The sequence below is a fragment of the Paracoccus aminovorans genome, assembly GCF_900005615.1.
In the GTDB taxonomy this organism is placed as follows: Bacteria; Pseudomonadota; Alphaproteobacteria; order Rhodobacterales; family Rhodobacteraceae; genus Paracoccus; species Paracoccus aminovorans.
This window is the reverse complement of sequence record NZ_LN832559.1, coordinates 1,658,962-1,675,921: the sequence shown is the minus strand read 5'-3', so window position 1 is coordinate 1,675,921 and position 16,960 is coordinate 1,658,962. Positions and strand designations below refer to the sequence as shown.

Below are 16,960 nucleotides of genomic sequence, written 5' to 3'. Positions count from 1 at the left end.
TCGTTCTTCAAATACTCATGCCGATTGCGCCACCGGCCGGGGCGCGTCACAAAAGACGATGCCGCGCCCGCGCCGCCAGTTCGATGGCGGCGGCATGCAGCCGGTCGATTTCCAGCTGGTCGCGGATCTCGGCCAGCATCTCGGCCTCGATCTCGCCCAGCCGCCCGTCGGACGCCGCCACGTCGCAGGCCAGCACATAGGCGGTGTCGAACATCTTCTGCGGCAGCGCCTCGCGCACCAGGCCGAACAGCGCGTCCAGCCCGTCCTCTTCCTCGAAGAGGCTCAGCACGGTCTGCGACACGGCGCGGATGCGGTCGATGTCGTAATTGGCGAAGACCGGCGTATGGTTCACCGCCCGCTCGATGGCCAGAAGCTCGGCCGTGCGCGGGTTCTGGTCCGAGGCCGAGACCCCCACCATCACCGCGACCAGCGCGTCGCAGGGCGAGAACGAGGGAACATTGTCGGTCATGGCAAATCTCCGTGGCTGCCCGGCGTAATTATTGACCATTCCGGCCCGTTTCAATACGGGGGAAAGCCTAGCCAACGGAGACCGACCATGACCGCCCTGCGTGACGCCGCGATGAAATCCAAGGCCTGGCCCTTCGAGGAGGCCCGCCGCGTGCTGAAGCGCTATGAGAAGAAGGACCCGGAAAAGGGCTTTGTGCTGTTCGAGACCGGCTACGGCCCCTCGGGCCTGCCGCATATCGGCACCTTCGGCGAGGTGGCGCGCACGACGATGATCCGCCGGGCCTTCGAGATGATCTCGGACATTCCGACGCGGCTGTTCTGTTTCTCGGACGACATGGACGGCATGCGCAAGGTGCCCGAGAACGTGCCGCAGCAGGAGATGCTGAAACAGCACCTGCAGGAGCCGCTGACCACCGTGCCGGATCCGTTCGGCGAATACGACAGCTTCGGCGGCCATAACAACGCCATGCTGCGCCGGTTCCTCGACACCTTCGGCTTCGAGTATGAATTCATCAGCGCGACCGAATTCTACAAATCGGGCCAGTTCGATGCGACGCTGCTGAAGGCGGCCGAGAAATACGACGCCATCATGGAGGTCATGCTGGCGTCCTTGCGCGAGGAGCGGCAGCAGACCTATTCCTGCTTCCTGCCGATCAGCCCCAAGACCGGCAAGGTGCTTTACGTGCCGATCAAGCATGTCGATGCCAAGGCCGGCACCATCACCTTCGACGACGAGGATGGGCAGGAGCTGACCCTGCCGGTCACCGGCGGCCATGTGAAGCTACAATGGAAGCCCGATTTCGGCGCCCGCTGGGCGGCGCTGGATGTCGATTTCGAGATGTATGGCAAGGACCATTCCACCAATACCCCGATCTATGACGGCATCTGCAAGATCCTGGGGGGGCGGCCGCCCGAGCATTTCACCTATGAGCTGTTCCTGGACCAGCACGGCCAGAAGATCAGCAAATCCAAGGGCAACGGCCTTTCCATCGACGAATGGCTGACCTATGCGGCGACCGAGAGCCTGAGCTATTTCATGTTCCAGAAGCCCAAGACCGCCAAGCGGATGTATTTCGACGTCATCCCCAAGGCGGTGGACGAATACCACCAGCAGCTGCGCGCCTGGCCCGACCAGACGCCCGAGCAGCAGCTGGCGAACCCGGTCTGGCATATCCATGGCGGCGCTGTGCCGGCCAGCGACATGGTGGTGCCGTTCCAGATGCTCTTGAACCTCGCCTCGGTCGCCGGGGCCAAGGACAAGTCGGGGCTGTGGGGCTTCATCCGCCGCTATGCGCCGGAGGCCAGCGCCGAGACCAATCCGACGCTGGATGCGGCGGCGGAGTTCGCGGTGCGTTACTTCAACGATTTCGTGGCGCCGACGCGGGTGTTCCGCGCGCCCAGCGAGGTCGAGCGCCGGGCGCTGGAGGATCTGGCCGGGCGCCTGGCGGCCTGGGACCAGCCCGCCGATGCCGAGGCGCTGCAGACCATGGTCTTCGCCATCGGTCGCGAGCATGGGTTCGAGCCGATGAAGGATTGGTTCCAGGCGCTCTATCAGGTGCTGCTGGGCGCCGATCAGGGGCCGCGCTTCGGCGGGTTCATCGCGCTTTACGGCATCGAGGAAACCCGCGCCCTGATCGAGCGGGCGCTGGCCGGAGAACTTGCCGCCCCGGCAAACGCCTGATCCGGCATCGAAAATGCCCGTTGCGCGCGGTGGCGTTGCCGCGCGCGGCGGGTTAACGACTGGTTAACGCGGGATTGCCAAATTCTGAACAGACCGCGCGGGCATCTGCCTCGCATGATCTGGATGAGGGAGAATTGGCATGACCATTGCGATTATCGGGAACCAGTCGCTGATGCCGCGCGCCTTTCGGCTGGGACTGAATCAGTGGTCCCAGACCGACGGGCGGGCGGGCTCTCCGACCTGGGCGGGGGCGGCCAATGCCGCGCTGGTCCCGGCGGACGAGGATTTCGGCAGCTGTCTCGAGATCCTGAAGCAGGAGACGGTGACATCGCTGCGCTACATGCAGCGCACGCCGATCAACCCCGGCAGCTATCTGCGCGTCTCGGCGCGGGTCAAGGCCATCGCCGGCAATCTGCCGCAGGTGCGGATCGCGGGCTTTGCCGGCAATGCCGCCGGCACCAATGTCGCCGGCGTGACCCAGACTGGTCCGGCGACGGTGCTGCCGGGCTATGGCCAGGTGGTCGAGGTTTCCGCCATAGTCGGCACCGGGCGCCGCGACGGCGTGGACATGGCCTGGGGGCGCAATGCGGTCTTCGGCCATTTCGGCCTGGACCTGATCGGCGACAACAACGGCTCGATCCGCATCGAGAGCATCGTCATCGAGGACGTGACGGCGGCCTTTGTGCCCGACATGCTGGACTGGGTCGACGTGCGCGATTTCGGCGCCATCGGCAATGGCACGGCGGACGACCGCGCCGCCTTCGTCGCCGCCGACCAGGCCGCGGCCGGGCGCGGCATCCTGGTGCCGGCCGGGATGTTCTACATCGGCTCGGACCTGAGCGTCGCCTCGCCGATCCGCTTCACTGGCACGCTGAAGATGCCGCGTGCCGCCCGATTGGCGCTGACGCGCAGCTTCGACTTCCCCACCTATGCCTCGGCCTTCGGCGACGAGACCGAGGGGCTGAAGCGGGCGGTCCAGGCGCTGCTGGGCTTCACCGATCACGCGGGCCTCGACCTCTGCGGGCGGGTCGTCCACCTGACCGAGCCGCTGGTCATCACCGATGCCGCGCCGGGCATGACCAGCTTTGCCAACCGTCGGGTGATCGCGAACGGCCAGATCGCCATCGTGGCGGGCTCGGCCTGGGACACGCGCACGGTGACCTCGGCCGCGACCTATGCGGTGAACCAGTCGCTGACGCTGTCCAATGTCGCCAATATCGCCAATATCGAGATCGGCTCTCGCGTCATCGGCAACGGGGTCGGGCGCGAGGTCTATGTCCGCGACAAGAACGTGGCGCAGGGCACGCTGACGCTGTCGAGCCCGCTTTACGGCGGCCCGGGCACCCGGTCCTATACCTTCGAGCGCTATCGCTATGCGCTGGACTTCTCGGGCATGGAGCAGCTCAGCCGCTTCAACTTCGACGACATCGAATTCCTGCTGGAGGGCAATGCCAGCGGCATCATGCTGGCCAAGACCGGCACCATGAACTGCATCCGCGACTGCTATTTCACCCGGCCCAAGGATCGCGGCATCACCTCGATCGGCACCGGCTGCCAGGGCATGCTGGTCGACCGCTGCGAGTTCCTGTCGAACGAGATGAGCGACCTGGCGCAGAACCGCAAGACCATCGCCCTCAACGTCAACAACAACGACACCAAGATCCGCCACAGCCGCTTCATCCGCTTCGCGCATTTCGCGGTGATGAACGGCGGCGGCCACATGATCGAGGGCAATCACTGGTTCCAGGGCGACAATGCCCAGAACGGCGTGCGCTTCGGCGGGCTGATCCTGACCCAGACCAACGTGCAGGCGACGATCACCGGCAATTACATCGACAACTGCTCGATCGAATGGACCAACGAGCACGACCCGCTGCCGAATTTCGAGGGCGACGAATACTCCTTCGGCGGGCTGACCGTCACCGGCAACACCTTCCTGGCCTCGAACACGACGCTGGGCTTCAACTGGCTGGTGGTGAAGCCCTATGGCGCCGGGCATTTCATCCACGGGCTGGCGGTGATGGGCAATGTGTTCAAGTCGCTGAACAACAAGATCACCCGCATCGACAAGGTCGACACCACCTTCGCCGACCTGAACTATCAGCGCATGCGCAACATCCAGTTCCAGGGCAACATGTTCAACGGCGTGAACGTCTATGTGGCGAACCCGGTGGACATCAGCCACAGCCAGGCCACGGCCTCGAACCGCTGGCTGATCTCGGTGGACCGGGCGCTGCCCTTCAACGGCTGGGTGCGCAACGTGCAATCCGTGGTCGCGACCAGCGCCATCACCAATTCGTCCAACGCCCGGGTCAGCGAGATGCCCTGGGTGCAGACGCAGCTGGCGGCGAACCAGCGCCAGATCGCGCTGAACTGGAACGCGGCGGTGCGGGGCTCGGTCAGCATCCGGGCGCGGATGGACAACCCGGACTGAACCTGTCCCAAGGTTTCTCCCGAGGCCCCCGGCGGATCACTTCGCCGGGGGTTTCAGCATGTCCGCGGGCTGCAGCCGGAACGCCTGGCCGAAGCCGGCATTCAGCAGGCCCGAGATCGGCTCGATGCGCCAGAAGCGGAAATCGGGCAGGTCCAGATAGACCTTGGCCTTGGGATCGCGCGCGAGCCAACGGGCGCGACGTTCCTCGTGCGGAGCGGCGGGGACGGCGCGGCCGAGGATCGACAGCCGGGCGTGGGTCATGGCATCGCCGCGGGCCGGTTCGGCGGCGATCAGCAGCCCGGCGCGCGGGTCGGCGGCCAGCGCGCGGCTATGCGCCGCCAGCCCCGAGAGCAGGGCGAGCGGTGCGCCATCCGCGTCGGTCTGCAACGCGATGCGGGTGACCAGCGGCACGCCTGTCTGCGGGTCGAGCGTCCCCAGGCTGGCATGGCGCGCCTCGTCCAGCAATTGCCGGGCCAGGGCGCGGGCCTCGTCGGTGGTTTCGCGAATCGGGTCCGGTTTCATGGCGTCATGCTGCGCCGGGGGCGGCGGGGCGGGCAACGGAGAATCGGCCGGATCTGCTGCGCGCGGATGCCGCGGCCACGCGCCGGTTCCCGAGGGAAAGGTCGGGCCGCGTCATTTCCGGATGCGATAGAGGTCCTTCGCATACCAGGCGTTGGGCGCCTTGGCCGTCGGCAGGCCCCGGATGTCGTCGCGGATCAGTTCGGCCCCGGCATAGTGATAGATCGGGATCAGAGGCATGTCCTCGGCCAGGATGCGCTCGGCCGCCGCATAGGGCCGGTTCGGGTCCGGCGCGGTCCTGGACTGTTCCATCAGCCTGTCGAACTCCGGGTTGGCATAGCGGCCGTAGTTCAGCCCCGTCGCGCGGAAATAGTCGAGAAAGCTCGAGGCCTCGTCATAATCCGAGCACCAGCCGTAGCGGGCCAGCTGGAAATCGCCCGCTAGCAGGCGGTCGGCATGGATCTTCCACGCGACCTGGTCCAGAGCCAGTTCGACGCCGAGTTGCGCATAGGCCTGCTGCGCGGCCAGCGCAATCTTCTCGTGGGTCTCGTCGCTGTTGAAGGTCAGGGTCAGCTTCAGCGGCTTGCCGGGACCGTAGCCGGCCTCGGCCAGCAGGGCCCGGGCCTTGTCCAGCCGCTCGGCCGGGGTCCAGCCGGCCTGGTCGGGCTCGGGCGCAAGGAAGCCCTCGATGGTGCCGGGGGTCCAGCCATAGGCAGGCCTCTGGCCGTCCTGCAGGATCTGGCGCACCACCGTCTCGCGCGGCATGGCATAGGACAGCGCCTTGCGCACCCGCAGGTCCTTCAAAGCCTTCGGTCCCTTGTCGCCCAGGTTGAACAGATAGGCATAGGTGCAGGACCGCGGAATCGAGACCGCCTGATCGGGAAACCGCTGCCGGAGGCTGGCGTATTGCCCGGCGGGGATTGGCACCCGGTCGAGCTCGCCCGCCTCGTAGCGGCTGAGCGCCGCATCGGCGTCGGTCACGGTCAGGGCCTTGACATGGGACATGACCACATGCCCGGCGTCCCAGTAGCGCGGGTTCTTCTCCATGCCGATCTGCACGCCCAGCTCGTGGCTTTTCAGCACATAGGCGCCGTTTCCGACCAGCTTCTCGGCCGCGGTCCAGTCGTCGCCCCCGGCCGCAAGGCTGGCGCGGTTGACCGGGAAGGTCGCGCCATGGGTGACCAGCTTGGGGAAATAGGGCGTGGGGACGGTCAGCCTGACCACCAAGGTATGGTCGTCCACGGCCTTCACGCCCAGCTCTTCGGGCTTCTTGCGGCCCTTGACCACGGCGCTGGCGTTCTCGACATGCATCAGCTCGATGAACCAGGCGTATTCCGAACCGGTGGCGGGATCGGCCAGCCGGCGCCAGGCATGGACGAAATCCGCCGCGGTCACCGGATCGCCGTTCGACCAGCGCGCCTCGGGGCGCAGGTGGAAGGTATAGGTCCGCCGGTCCTCGGACAGCTCGAAACCGGTGGCGACGCCCGGAACCGGCGCGCCCGCGGCATCCTGGTTCAGAAGCCCCTCGAACAGCTGGCGGGTGATCTCGGCGCCCTCGGAATCGCCGGTCTTCTGCGGGTCGAGGGTCGTGATCGCATCGGAAAGCCGGAAGGCGTAATCCTGGTTCTGGGCCAGTTTCTCGCCCTCGGCGGGCTGGGCGGCCAGCGCGGGCAGGGCAAGCGCGCAGGACAGCGCGGCGGTCAGGAACAGGCGGGTCATCGGGCACCTTTGCGACGGTTCGGATGCGGCTGCGGCCGCACCCCGCGGAAAACTGACCGGAAAAGCCGCGGGCCGGCAAGGGCCATTTCCGGCTTTCGCAGCGGCCGGGCATGTGAAACAACATCTTTCATGGACAAGGTTTTCCGCATCACCCTGGTCACCGGCGGCGCCCGTTCCGGCAAGTCCGCCCTGGCCGAAGGCCTGGCGGCGCGAGGCGGGCCCGGCGCCCGCATCTATATCGCCACCTCCGAGCCGGGGGACGAGGAAATGGCGCGCCGCATCGCACTGCACCGCGACCGGCGCGGACCCGACTGGCACACGGTCGAGGCGCCGCGCGACCTGGCCGGCGCATTGGCGGCCAGCGACGGGCAGGGGGTGCGGCTGGTCGATTGCCTGACGCTGTGGCTGTCGAACCTGATGGCCGAGGGCGATCCGACGCCGCAGGTCCATCGGCTGTGCGAGGTCCTGGGCGCCCAGCACAGCCCGGTGGTGCTGGTCACCAACGAACTTGGCCTGGGCATCGTGCCCGAAAATGCGCTTGCGCGCCGCTTTCGCGACGAGCATGGCTGGATGAACCAGGCCGTCGCCGCCATCGCGGATGACGTCTGGATGGCCGTCAGCGGGCTGCCGCTGCGCCTGAAACCCACGAGAGGGACGCCTTGAAACAATTCGACGAAACCGCCGCCGCCGCCGCCCGTGACCGCCAGGACCATCTGACCAAGCCGCCCGGCTCTCTGGGCCGGCTCGAGGAACTGGCGGTGTTCATGGCCGGCTGGCAGGGCAATCCGCGCCCGCGGATCGAGCGGGCGCAGGCGCTGGTCTTTGCCGGCAACCACGGCATCTGCGCCCAGGGCGTGAACCCGTTCCCGGTCGAGGTCACCGCCCGCATGGTCGAGAACTTCGGCAACGGCGGCGCGGCGATCAACCAGCTGTGCCGGCTGGCGGGGGCCGATCTGCAGGTGATCGCGATGGACCTGGAGCGCCCCACCGCCGATTTCACCACCGGCATGGCGCTGGAGATCGCGGATCTGGTCGCCTCGATCCAGACCGGCAAGGACGCCGTGGACCCGCAGGCCGACGTCATCCTGCTGGGCGAGATGGGGATCGGCAATTCGACCGTCGCCGCCGCGCTGGCCGCCGCGACCTTCGGCGGCACGGCCGCGGATTGGGTCGGTCCCGGCACCGGCGCGGACGAGGCGATCATGGCCAACAAGCTGCGGGCCGTCGAGGCCGGGCTCAAGCGGCACAAGGGCGCGGCGACCGCGGCCTCGATCCTGGCCAGCTACGGCGGGCGCGAGCAGGCGGCGATCTGCGGCGCGGTGATCCGCGCGCGCGAATTGGGCATTCCGGTGATCCTGGACGGCTTCATCTGCTCGGCCGCCGCCGGCGTGCTGCTGGTCAACGACCGCGAGGCGCTGGCGCATTGCCTGATCGGCCATGAAAGCGCCGAGCCGGGCCATCGCCGGCTGATCGCCGTCATGCGCAAGACCCCCGTGGTCGGGCTGGACATGCGGCTGGGCGAGGGCTCGGGCGCCGCCGTGGCGCTGATGATCCTGCGCGCCGCGCTGGAATGCCACAATGGCATGGCGACCTTCGCCGAGGCCGGGATTGCCTGACCCGGCCGGCGAGGCCGCGACCGCTCTGGTCTGGCTGACCCGGCTGCCGCTGGGCCGCTTCCTGCCGCGACAGGCGCCCGCGCTTGCCCGGGCCGCCTGGGCCTTTCCGCTGGCCGGGCTTGCCGTGGCGCTGCCGGCGGGCGGGCTGATCTGGGTCGCGGCCGCGCTCGGCCTGCCGCCCTTGGCCTGGGCGCTGCTGGCGCTGGCGGCGACGGCCTGGCTGACCGGGGCGCTGCACGAGGACGGGCTGGCCGATTTCGCCGACGGCTGCGGCAGTCCCGACCGCGCCCGCGCGCTGGAGATCATGCGCGATTCCCGGGTCGGCAGCTATGGCGTGATCGCGCTGCTGCTGAGCTTCGGCCTGCGCGCCGCGGCGCTGGCGGCCATGGCGCCTGCCGCGGCTGCGGCCGCGCTGGTGGGTGCGGCGGCGCTGTCCCGCGCCGGCATGGCCGCCGGGCTTGCCTTTCTGCCGCCGGCGCGGCCCGAGGGGCTGGGACGGCTGGCCGGACGCGCCTCGGCGGGGCAGGCGCTGGCTGCGGCGGCGATCGGCGCGGCGGTGCTGGCCTGGCCCGCGGCGCGGGACGGGCAGAGCGCGGGAGCGTGGCTTGCGGCCCTGGCCTGCTGCGCGGCGGCGCAGCTTGTCGTCGCCCGCAGCGCGCGCCGGCGGCTGGGCGGGCAGACCGGCGACGTGCTGGGCGCGATGCAGCAGGCGGGCGAGATCGGGGCGCTGCTGGCGCTGGCCGCGACGTAAGCCGGGGGTCGCTTGACCGGGTTTTTCGATCCGGCATAGAAATCGGGAACTGACCGGGATCGACCGGCGCGCGAGAACAGGGAAGGATTTCACGCATGGGTGCCTTGCTGGGCCTGGCGCGCGGCATCGACCGCGTCAATCTGCTCATCGGCCGCTGGGCGGCCTGGCTGGTGGTGGCGGCGGTCTTGGTCAGCGCCGGCAACGCCACCATCCGCAAGCTGGTCAACGGCTTTCCCGGCACCGCCTTCGGCGATGCCCTGCGCGGGCTGTTCAGCGGCTATAACACCCATGCGAACTCCTGGCTGGAACTGCAATGGTATCTGTTCGGCGCGCTGGTGATGCTGGGCGCGGCGGCGGCGCTGAACCGCAACGAACATGTCCGGGTCGACCTGATCTATGGCGCGGTCTCGGACCGGGCGCGGCTGTGGATCGACCTTTTCGGGCTGATCTTCTTCCTGCTGCCCTTCGCGGCCTATGCCGCCTGGCTGACCTGGCCGGTCTTTCTGCAATCCTGGCAGATCAACGAAGGCTCGTCCAACGCCGGCGGGCTGGTGCGCTGGCCGGCCAAGCTGCTGTTGCCGGCGGGATTCGCGCTGCTGGCGCTGCAGGGCCTGTCCGAGCTGATCAAGCGCATCGCCGCCTTGCGGGGCCTGATCACGCTTTCGACCAAATACAGCAAACCCCTGCAATGACCCGGGCGGAGACCTGACATGCTTGCATATGGCATCCTGCCGCCGGCCATGTTCCTGTGCATGATCGCCTTCATGCTCTACGGCTTTCCGGTGGCCTTCACCCTGGGGGCGGTGGGGCTGCTGTTCGGGGCCGTCGGCATCCTGGGCGAGCATTTCCACCCCTCGTTCCTGTCGGCGCTGCCGCATCGCTTCTTCGGCATCATCTCGAACGACCTGCTGCTGGCGATTCCCTTCTTCACCTTCATGGGCGCGGTGCTGGAACGCTCCGGCCTGGCCGAGGACCTGCTGGAGGGCACCGGCAAGCTGTTCGGCGCCGTCCCCGGCGGGCTGGCCTATGCGGTGATCGTCGTGGGCGCGGTGCTGGGCGCCATCACCGGCACGGTCGCGGCCTCGGTCATCACCATGGGCGTGATCTCGCTGCCCGTCATGCTGCGCTACGGCTACAACCCGCGGCTGGCGACCGGGGTGATCGCGGCCTCGGGGACGATCACGCAGCTGATCCCGCCCTCGCTGGTGCTGGTGGTGCTGGCCGACCAGCTGGGCCGCTCGGTCGGGGACATGTATCTGGGGGCGATGGGGCCGTCGGCGCTGCAAGTGCTGATCTTCCTGGGCTTCATCCTGGTCCTGTCGCTGATCCGGCCGCAGGACATGCCGCCGCTGCCGAAAGAGGTGCGCGGCGACCTGGACCTGCGGCTGGTGCTGAAGGTGCTGATGGGGATCGTGCCCTCGATGGTGCTGATCTTTCTGGTGCTGGGCACGATCTTCGTCGGTTTCGCCACGCCGACCGAGGCCGGCGCCCTGGGCGTGGTGGGCGCCTTCGTGCTGGCGCTGCTGCACGGCCGGCTGAGCCGCCGGATCGTCGTCGAGGCGGTGCATTCCACCGCCGACCTGACGGTGATGGTGGTGTTCATCCTGATCGGCTCGACCGTGTTCAGCCTGGTGTTCCAGGGCCTGGACGGCGGGCTGTGGATCGAGCACATGCTGTCGGGCCTGCCGGGCGGTCCCGTCGGCTTCCTGATTTTCGTCAACATCTTCATCTTCTTCCTGGCCTTCTTCCTCGACTTCTTCGAGATCGCCTTCATCGTCGTGCCGATGCTGGCGCCGGTGGCGCAGTCGCTGGGCATCGACCTGGTGTGGTTCGGGGTGCTTTTGTGCATCAACATGCAGACCAGCTTCATGCACCCGCCCTTCGGCTTTGCGCTGTTCTACCTGCGCTCGATCGCCTCGCGCGAGGTCAAGACGACCGACATCTACATGGGGGCAATTCCGTGGCTGGTGATGCAGCTTCTGCTGGTCGTCATCGTGATCTTCTGGCCGGGGCTGGTGACGGGTCTGCTGGACCACGGCCCGGCGGTCGATCTGGACAGCGTCCGGATCGAGATTCCCTCCGGGGGCCTGGGCGACCTGGGCCAGCCGGGCGGGCTTGGCGCGCCGGGCGGGCTGGGTCAGCCGGCGCCGCTGGGTCAGCCGTTGATCGGCGGGGGTTCGGAGTGAGGGATAGGCGGTTGGATGTCGCAAGGAGCCGTGGCTGTGTCAAAGCATCGCGGATGCGAGGCGCGCGTACCAGCTTTGGCAGAATGCTGGACTAGCTTTGGCAGAGAAAAATTTTTCCGCGGCTGCAGAATGACATGAACTTTTGCACTGTGTGACACGAATATTTGCAGCAGATGCGCTTTGAATCACTTTTTCATTGCGCTCTGAAGTTCCATCGCCATCGGACCCCACGTCATGCAACGGACACCCCTGACCAGCCAACCGGGCCAGCGATGACAGTGGGCACGAAGTCCCGCACGGTGCATCGATCGCCGGCCTTTATGGCGATGCTTTCACCTGGCTGGTCTTCGCGGCCCGTCTGATCACGCATCGCGGGCGGCGCTTGCGGGTGCTGAACGCGGTGGATGAGGTCACGCGGGAATGCTTGGCGGCGATCCCGGACATCGATCTCGGGCTGTTGCGTGGCTCGGGAAACCGTCGGATAGAGCGCGGCAAGCAAGAGCTGAGCCACGCTCTCAGAGAAGCGCCGCTTCCAGGGAACAGGTCGGGAAGGGGGTGACCCCCGGTCATGTTTGGTGGTCAGGAGCAGGCGGAGAGATGGTGAGTCCGCTTTATAGAATGCGCGCCGCGCCGATGCACTCAGGGGACGAGGAGCTTGGCCAGGAATAGGGCTGCTTCCTCGTGTTCGGCGGGCACGGCCAGCGCCTGCGAGACCGTCAAGAAATCATCCTGCATCAGATGAATGTCGGCACGGCCGGCCAAGCTGCTCTGCAATGTGGCTCGGATCCCGGCCGCGAAATCGCAGACGCCTGCCAGCATCGCGTCGCGCGCCGCAGCAGGAGTATCGAAGGAGATGACCTCGGCTTGGGCAAGTTTGCCAAGCAGATGGGTTTCGTATGCGGCGCCGCGGGCGGTGGCGATACGAACACTATGGCGGTCGGCCTCGCGGCAACTCATACCTCTGCGTCCGGCGAGCGTGGCACTGACTTGCGCCACCTCATGGACGTAACGAACCTGGGTGCGCGCAGCGTCCACGGCCAGCACCGCGATGTCCCAAGCCCCCGCCTCGGCGAGAATGGCGCCGCCGGAGGCAAAGGGCAGAATGCGCGCCTCCAGCCTCAACGCCGCGGCAAGCCGTGCTGCAAGATCGGCCACAGGTCCCGTGAATCGGCCGGGTGCGGTTTCGCAGACAATGCTTGCGTTTGCCATGTTGACCGCCAGCCGAACATGGCCGCCAGGAGCGATCTGTCCCAGAACCAGCGGCGGGATCACTTCCGGAAACCCTTCAGCAGCGCCTCGCTTTGCCGGGCGAGAATGCCCGCATCGATGCCGACCGCGGTGAACAGGGTGCCGAGTGCGATGCAGCGGGCGGCGAAAGACGCGTCCGGGGTCAGGATGCCGGCCGGCTTGCCGGCGGCGATGATGCGGGCGATGGCATCCTCGACCTTTGCCACGACCTCGGGGTGCCCGGTTTTCCCGACATGGCCCAGGCTCGCGGCGAGATCTGCGGGTCCGACGAAGATGCCGTCCACGCCTTCCACGGCGGCGATCTCTTCGATCCGGTCCAGGGCCTCGCGGGTCTCGATCTGCACCAGCAGGCAAAGCGCGTCCTCGGCCCGCTCGGCATAACCCGCGACCCGGCCAAAGCGTGTCGCCCGTGTCAGCCCCGAGACGCCGCGCATGCCGCGCGGCGGGTAGCGGGTTGCAGCCACGGCGGCTTGCGCCTCGGTGGCCGAATTCACCATCGGGATCAGCAGCGTCTGCGCGCCGATGTCCAGGAAACGCTTGATCAGCACCGGATCATTGGCCGCCGGCCGCACCACGGCCGAGACCGGATAGGGCGCGACCGCCTGAAGCTGGGCCAGCACGGTCAGCGGATCGCTAGGACTGTGTTCGGTATCGAACAACAGCCAGTCATAGCCCGAACCCGCGACGCATTCCGCCGCATAGCTGCCCGGCAGGCTGCACCACAACCCAATCTGGCTTTGGCCCGCTGCGATCGCCTGCTTGAAACGGTTAACCGGAAGTTCCACAGCGCCCATCCTCAGACAAAGCTGACGCCGATGGCGCCCAGATCGCCGTAATCGGCCTGGATGACATCGCCCTGCTTGATGTCCACCGGCCGGGTGAACGAGCCGCCCAGCACGATGTGTCCCTTCTTCAGCCCGGCCCCCACGGCCGCAAGCTTGTTGACCAGCCAGGCGACTCCGGCCGCGGGATGGCCCATGATCGCGGCGGCAAGACCGGTATCCTCGATGATGCCGTTCCGCGACAGGATGGCCCCGACCCGGCGCAGGTCCACATCCATGGGCCGGACCGGGCGCCCGCCCAGAACGATGGCGCCGAAGGCGGCATTGTCGGCGATGGTGTCGGTGATGGCGCGCGGCACCTCGGTTCGATAATCGATGATTTCCAGCGCAGGAACGACGAATTCCGTCGCCCGCAGCACGTCGTGGACGCGCGTGCCGGTGCCCATCAGATCCTCGCCCATGACAAAGGCCAGTTCGACCTCAAGCCGTGGCTTGATGAAGGTCCCGGCCGGGATTTGCGCGCCGTCGTTGAACAGGGCGTCGTCGAGGATCCGGCCGTAATCCGGCTCGGTCATCTTCGAGGCAAGCTGCATCGCGCGCGAGGTCAGGCCGATCTTATGGCCCACCACCTTGGCGCCGGCGGCGATGCGGGCCTGGGCCCAGTGGTCCTGGATGCGATAGGCATCCTCAAGCTCCATCTCCGGCCATTGCTTCGACGGCTGGATCATTGGCACGCGCGATTTCTCGGCGGCAAGGATGGCATCGGCGGCGGCGCGGCGTTGTTCTTCGGTCAGCATGTGGAGGCCTTACTTGATCGGCGCGCGCGGCAATTTCGCCTCGCCCGGTTCCATGACATAGGTGTAGTCGAGCGAATACCAGGGGGTGCCCAGTTCGGGATAGTCGGGGTTCGGTTCGTCATGCTTGACGAAATCGCCGGTCAGGGCCTGGGTCACGCCGAACTGCACGTCGCTGTCGATCCAAGGGCATGACGGGTCGAACACCTGCGAGATCAAGGTCTTGTAGCCTTCCCGGAAGATCAGCGCATGCAGATGTGCCGGGCGGTAAGGGTGGCGGCCTTGCGCCTTCAGCAGTTGTCCGACCACGCCGTCGACCGGGATCGGATAGCCGACCATCTTGACGGTGGTGAACCAGAACCGCCCGTCCGCATCGGTGGTGAACTTGCCGCGCAGGTTCATCTCGGCCTGATCGGGATCCTGATTTTCGTAAAGCCCGATGGGCGAGGCATGCCAGACATCGACCTCGGCCCCGGCTACCGGCTGGCCGGTCTGATCGACCACGCGGCCATGAACCACCAAGGGCGTGCCGGGCGTATCGGAACGGATGATCGTGCCGCCGTTTTCGACGCGCGGGCTGTTCAGGCGCCAGAACGGCCCCAGCAAGGATTGCGAGGTTTCGGTCTGTCCGCCCTCGCCGTTGTTGAGCAGGCAGACCAGCGTCGAAACGCCAAGCGAACCCGACATCAGCACGAATTCGTTGTGGCTGTCGGAGGCCAGCGCGCCGATTTCGTTCAGGATCGCGGTTGCGGAACGGAATTCGTCCTCGCTTAGTCCGGTCTCTCGGATGAAGCCGTGAAGATGCTTGATCAGGGATACCATGATCTCGCGCAGACGCGGATCGGTGGTCTGCTCCATCACCTCGATGACCGCAGGGGTGACATCCGCTTCGGTTCGAATGGTCATGATTCTCCTCCTTCGAAGCTAACGATGTTCTGATCAATAATCGATGATAAGTCAATAAAGCTGCGGCCATCCGCAATAGGGAAGGGGTGATTCGGGCAAATTTCCTATGAAAAATAGTGATTATTTCCCATTGACCCGTCGATTACAGATCGCGCGTTGACATAGATCATCGTTTATTTGATAAGTTGTCGATGACGACCAGATCGGGTTAGCCATGCCGCAAGAACCTCGCCTGACGATGATCGACCGCCCCGGCGCGCTTCCGGCTTCGGCCGATGACGGCAAGAACACGATATCGAGCCAGATCCTTGCCCGGCTGCGCGAAGCCATTGTCTCGAGCCAGATGCCGGCCGGGTCCAAGATCAACCTGGACCAGGTGAGAACCCAGCTTCAGGTCAGCCTCAGCCCTTTGCGCGAAGCCTTGGCGCGGCTGACGGCGGACGGGCTGGTGCTGTTCGAGGACAATCGCGGCTATCGCGTTTCTCCGGTTTCGCTCACCGATTTTCAGGAAATCGCCCGGCTTCGCGACCAGTTCGAGACCTATGCGCTGCGCGAGGCCATGATCCATGGCGACCTGGCCTGGGAAAGCGACGTGATCCGCGCCCTGCATGTCGTGAACCGCACCGAGCGGGATGCGGCCCGTCCCGAGACATTGGAAGCCTGGGAGGCGGTGCACCGCGAGTTCCATCTGACGCTGATCTCGGGCTGCGGCATGCCGGTGCTGATGCGCTTCTGTTCGATGCTGCTCAATCTGCACGACCGCTACCGGCGGACCTTCCTGCGGCGGACGTCGGGCGACCGGAATGTCATGCTGGAGCACAGCGAGATCGCACAGGCCGCCGTGGCGCGCGACGCAGATTTCGCCTGCGAGAAGCTGCGCGAGCACCTGTCGCGCACGGCTTCCAACCTGCAGCGCTATCTGGCCGAGCACGGGATCGACTAGGTGTCGGTGGGAGGAAACATGAAACCGGAAAAACGCCCCATCGGTCTGGCGCATTTCTCGGCCATCGACCTGCCCCCGGCCGAGCTGGTTTCCGCCGCGGCGGGCGCCGGGTTCGATGCGGTCGGCTTGCGGCTGTTTCCCGCCTTTCTCGGCGCGCCGTGCTACGCCGTGCCGCAGGGCAGCGACGCCGCGCGCGAACTGCGGTTGCGTCTGGACGACACCGGCCTGGAAGTCTTCGACATCGAATTCGTGGTGCTGGATGCCGATTTCCAGCCGCGCTCGGTCTTGCCGGTGCTGGAGGATGCCGCAGCCCTCGGGGCGCAGCGATTGAGTGTCTGCGGGCAGGACAGCGACCGCACGCGCCTGACCGACAATGTCGCCGCGCTCTGTGCCGTGGCTGCAGAGGTCGGGATGTCGGTCGATCTGGAAAACATGGGCTGGCGCCCGGTGCGCAGCGTCGCCGACAGTCTGGATGTGGTTCAGGCCTCTGGCGCGGCGAATGCGGGGGTCTTGATCGACGCGCTGCATCTGTTCCGCAATGGCGGCAGCCTGGAGACGGTTTCCGCTTTGCCGGCCGGGTTCGTGCGGCACGCCCAGCTTTGCGATCTGAGCGGCCCAGACCCCGAAACCGACGAGGACCAGATTCAGGAGGCGCGCGCGGGCCGCTTTGCCCCCGGCGCAGGGGAATTGCCGCTGACCGGACTGGTTGCCGCCTTGCCCGGCGATGCCCGGATCTCGGTCGAGGTGCCGCTTGGGCCGGGACAGGATCCGGCCGCGCATCTTGCCGCGCTAAGGCAGGGCGTCCGGCGGGTCATGGGGGCCTGACGGACAAGGAAAGACAGGCGCGTCCCGAGGAGGGGGCCGCCGCAAAGCCGAAGGCCAAGATAGGCAAAGCCCCGTCGAACGAGGGCCA

The 16,960-nt window shown here is 66.9% G+C and carries 16 protein-coding genes; 9 read left to right on the top strand and 7 right to left on the bottom strand.

All coding sequences use genetic code 11. From position 1 onward, the window contains the following. Positions 1–46: 46 nt before the first annotated feature. Positions 47–469 (bottom strand): tellurite resistance TerB family protein, encoded by a 423-nt coding sequence (locus JCM7685_RS08400; protein WP_062563273.1) that lies wholly within the window; start codon positions 467–469, stop codon positions 47–49. An 87-nt stretch (positions 470–556) separates the two neighbouring features. On the opposite strand from JCM7685_RS08400, the gene JCM7685_RS08395 reads away from it, so the two are divergent. Both JCM7685_RS08395 and JCM7685_RS08390 read left to right on the top strand, forming a co-directional pair. After that, a complete protein-coding gene (locus tag JCM7685_RS08395) occupies positions 557–2,149 on the top strand; it encodes a lysine--tRNA ligase (RefSeq protein WP_074968814.1) in 1,593 nt (530 codons plus the stop codon). Positions 2,150–2,288: 139 nt separating this feature from the next. After that, positions 2,289–4,583 carry a hypothetical protein gene (locus tag JCM7685_RS08390; protein ID WP_074968817.1) on the top strand — a complete coding sequence of 765 codons (2,295 nt, stop codon included), beginning with the start codon at positions 2,289–2,291 and terminating at the stop codon, positions 4,581–4,583. 36 nt (positions 4,584–4,619) lie between these two features. Here the strand turns inward: JCM7685_RS08390 and JCM7685_RS08385 are convergent, their stop codons facing one another. Then, positions 4,620–5,105, bottom strand: coding sequence for a HugZ family pyridoxamine 5'-phosphate oxidase (locus JCM7685_RS08385; protein WP_074968819.1), 486 nt, complete (start codon positions 5,103–5,105; stop codon positions 4,620–4,622). Positions 5,106–5,216: 111 nt separating this feature from the next. Continuing rightward, entirely contained in the window at positions 5,217–6,821 is a 1,605-nt protein-coding gene (locus JCM7685_RS08380) for a peptide ABC transporter substrate-binding protein (RefSeq protein WP_074968821.1), read from the bottom strand. Positions 6,822–6,950: 129 nt separating this feature from the next. On the opposite strand from JCM7685_RS08380, the gene cobU reads away from it, so the two are divergent. From cobU to JCM7685_RS08355, 5 genes are all read left to right on the top strand, one after another. Then, the gene (gene cobU, locus JCM7685_RS08375; protein WP_074968823.1) at positions 6,951–7,484 is read left to right on the top strand and encodes a bifunctional adenosylcobinamide kinase/adenosylcobinamide-phosphate guanylyltransferase; all 534 of its coding nucleotides are present in this window, start codon (positions 6,951–6,953) and stop codon (positions 7,482–7,484) included. Beyond that, positions 7,481–8,437 carry a nicotinate-nucleotide--dimethylbenzimidazole phosphoribosyltransferase gene (gene cobT / locus JCM7685_RS08370; RefSeq protein WP_083412807.1) on the top strand — a complete coding sequence of 319 codons (957 nt, stop codon included), beginning with the start codon at positions 7,481–7,483 and terminating at the stop codon, positions 8,435–8,437. Before cobU ends, cobT begins: the two co-directional genes overlap by 4 nt. Beyond that, positions 8,430–9,188, top strand: a complete 759-nt coding sequence (gene cobS, locus JCM7685_RS08365) for an adenosylcobinamide-GDP ribazoletransferase (protein ID WP_074968827.1) — start codon at positions 8,430–8,432, stop codon at positions 9,186–9,188. Before cobT ends, cobS begins: the two co-directional genes overlap by 8 nt. Before the next feature lie 95 nt (positions 9,189–9,283). Next, positions 9,284–9,880: a TRAP transporter small permease subunit gene (locus JCM7685_RS08360; RefSeq protein WP_074968829.1), complete on the top strand. Its 597-nt coding sequence runs from the start codon at positions 9,284–9,286 to the stop codon at positions 9,878–9,880. Positions 9,881–9,898: 18 nt separating this feature from the next. Beyond that, positions 9,899–11,374, top strand: coding sequence for a TRAP transporter large permease (locus JCM7685_RS08355; RefSeq protein WP_074968831.1), 1,476 nt, complete (start codon positions 9,899–9,901; stop codon positions 11,372–11,374). Positions 11,375–12,013: 639 nt separating this feature from the next. Here the strand turns inward: JCM7685_RS08355 and JCM7685_RS08350 are convergent. The 4 genes from JCM7685_RS08350 to JCM7685_RS08335 are packed head-to-tail and all read right to left on the bottom strand — an operon-like array spanning position 12,014 to position 15,104. Then, complete coding sequence (locus JCM7685_RS08350) at positions 12,014–12,646, bottom strand: type 2 periplasmic-binding domain-containing protein (protein WP_074968833.1); 633 nt, start codon at positions 12,644–12,646, stop codon at positions 12,014–12,016. After that, the gene (hpaI, locus tag JCM7685_RS08345; RefSeq protein WP_074968835.1) at positions 12,643–13,407 is read right to left on the bottom strand and encodes a 4-hydroxy-2-oxoheptanedioate aldolase; all 765 of its coding nucleotides are present in this window, start codon (positions 13,405–13,407) and stop codon (positions 12,643–12,645) included. Before hpaI ends, JCM7685_RS08350 begins: the two co-directional genes overlap by 4 nt. Positions 13,408–13,418: 11 nt before the next feature. Next, the gene (hpaH, locus tag JCM7685_RS08340; protein ID WP_074968837.1) at positions 13,419–14,201 is read right to left on the bottom strand and encodes a 2-oxo-hept-4-ene-1,7-dioate hydratase; all 783 of its coding nucleotides are present in this window, start codon (positions 14,199–14,201) and stop codon (positions 13,419–13,421) included. 9 nt (positions 14,202–14,210) lie between these two features. Beyond that, positions 14,211–15,104 carry a dioxygenase family protein gene (locus tag JCM7685_RS08335; RefSeq protein WP_074968839.1) on the bottom strand — a complete coding sequence of 298 codons (894 nt, stop codon included), beginning with the start codon at positions 15,102–15,104 and terminating at the stop codon, positions 14,211–14,213. Between the two features lie 214 nt (positions 15,105–15,318). On the opposite strand from JCM7685_RS08335, the gene JCM7685_RS08330 reads away from it, so the two are divergent. Together JCM7685_RS08330 and JCM7685_RS08325 are read left to right on the top strand one after the other, a co-directional pair. After that, positions 15,319–16,047 (top strand): GntR family transcriptional regulator, encoded by a 729-nt coding sequence (locus JCM7685_RS08330; protein WP_074968841.1) that lies wholly within the window; start codon positions 15,319–15,321, stop codon positions 16,045–16,047. 18 nt (positions 16,048–16,065) lie between these two features. Then, positions 16,066–16,872: a sugar phosphate isomerase/epimerase family protein gene (locus tag JCM7685_RS08325; protein ID WP_074968843.1), complete on the top strand. Its 807-nt coding sequence runs from the start codon at positions 16,066–16,068 to the stop codon at positions 16,870–16,872. Positions 16,873–16,960: the final 88 nt, after the last annotated feature.

What these genes read in the sequence shown, in the direction of transcription:
- JCM7685_RS08390 (WP_074968817.1), top strand. Translation starts at nt 2,289, where the DNA reads ATGACCATTGCGATTATCGGGAACCAGTCGCTGATGCCGCGCGCCTTT.
- JCM7685_RS08355 (WP_074968831.1), top strand. Translation starts at nt 9,899, where the DNA reads ATGCTTGCATATGGCATCCTGCCGCCGGCCATGTTCCTGTGCATGATC.
- JCM7685_RS08360 (WP_074968829.1), top strand. Translation starts at nt 9,284, where the DNA reads ATGGGTGCCTTGCTGGGCCTGGCGCGCGGCATCGACCGCGTCAATCTG.
- JCM7685_RS08400 (WP_062563273.1), bottom strand. Translation starts at nt 469, where the DNA reads ATGACCGACAATGTTCCCTCGTTCTCGCCCTGCGACGCGCTGGTCGCG.
- JCM7685_RS08325 (WP_074968843.1), top strand. Translation starts at nt 16,066, where the DNA reads ATGAAACCGGAAAAACGCCCCATCGGTCTGGCGCATTTCTCGGCCATC.
- JCM7685_RS08335 (WP_074968839.1), bottom strand. Translation starts at nt 15,104, where the DNA reads ATGACCATTCGAACCGAAGCGGATGTCACCCCTGCGGTCATCGAGGTG.
- hpaH (WP_074968837.1), bottom strand. Translation starts at nt 14,201, where the DNA reads ATGCTGACCGAAGAACAACGCCGCGCCGCCGCCGATGCCATCCTTGCC.
- cobU (WP_074968823.1), top strand. Translation starts at nt 6,951, where the DNA reads ATGGACAAGGTTTTCCGCATCACCCTGGTCACCGGCGGCGCCCGTTCC.
- JCM7685_RS08395 (WP_074968814.1), top strand. Translation starts at nt 557, where the DNA reads ATGACCGCCCTGCGTGACGCCGCGATGAAATCCAAGGCCTGGCCCTTC.
- JCM7685_RS08385 (WP_074968819.1), bottom strand. Translation starts at nt 5,105, where the DNA reads ATGAAACCGGACCCGATTCGCGAAACCACCGACGAGGCCCGCGCCCTG.
- JCM7685_RS08380 (WP_074968821.1), bottom strand. Translation starts at nt 6,821, where the DNA reads ATGACCCGCCTGTTCCTGACCGCCGCGCTGTCCTGCGCGCTTGCCCTG.
- JCM7685_RS08330 (WP_074968841.1), top strand. Translation starts at nt 15,319, where the DNA reads ATGCCGCAAGAACCTCGCCTGACGATGATCGACCGCCCCGGCGCGCTT.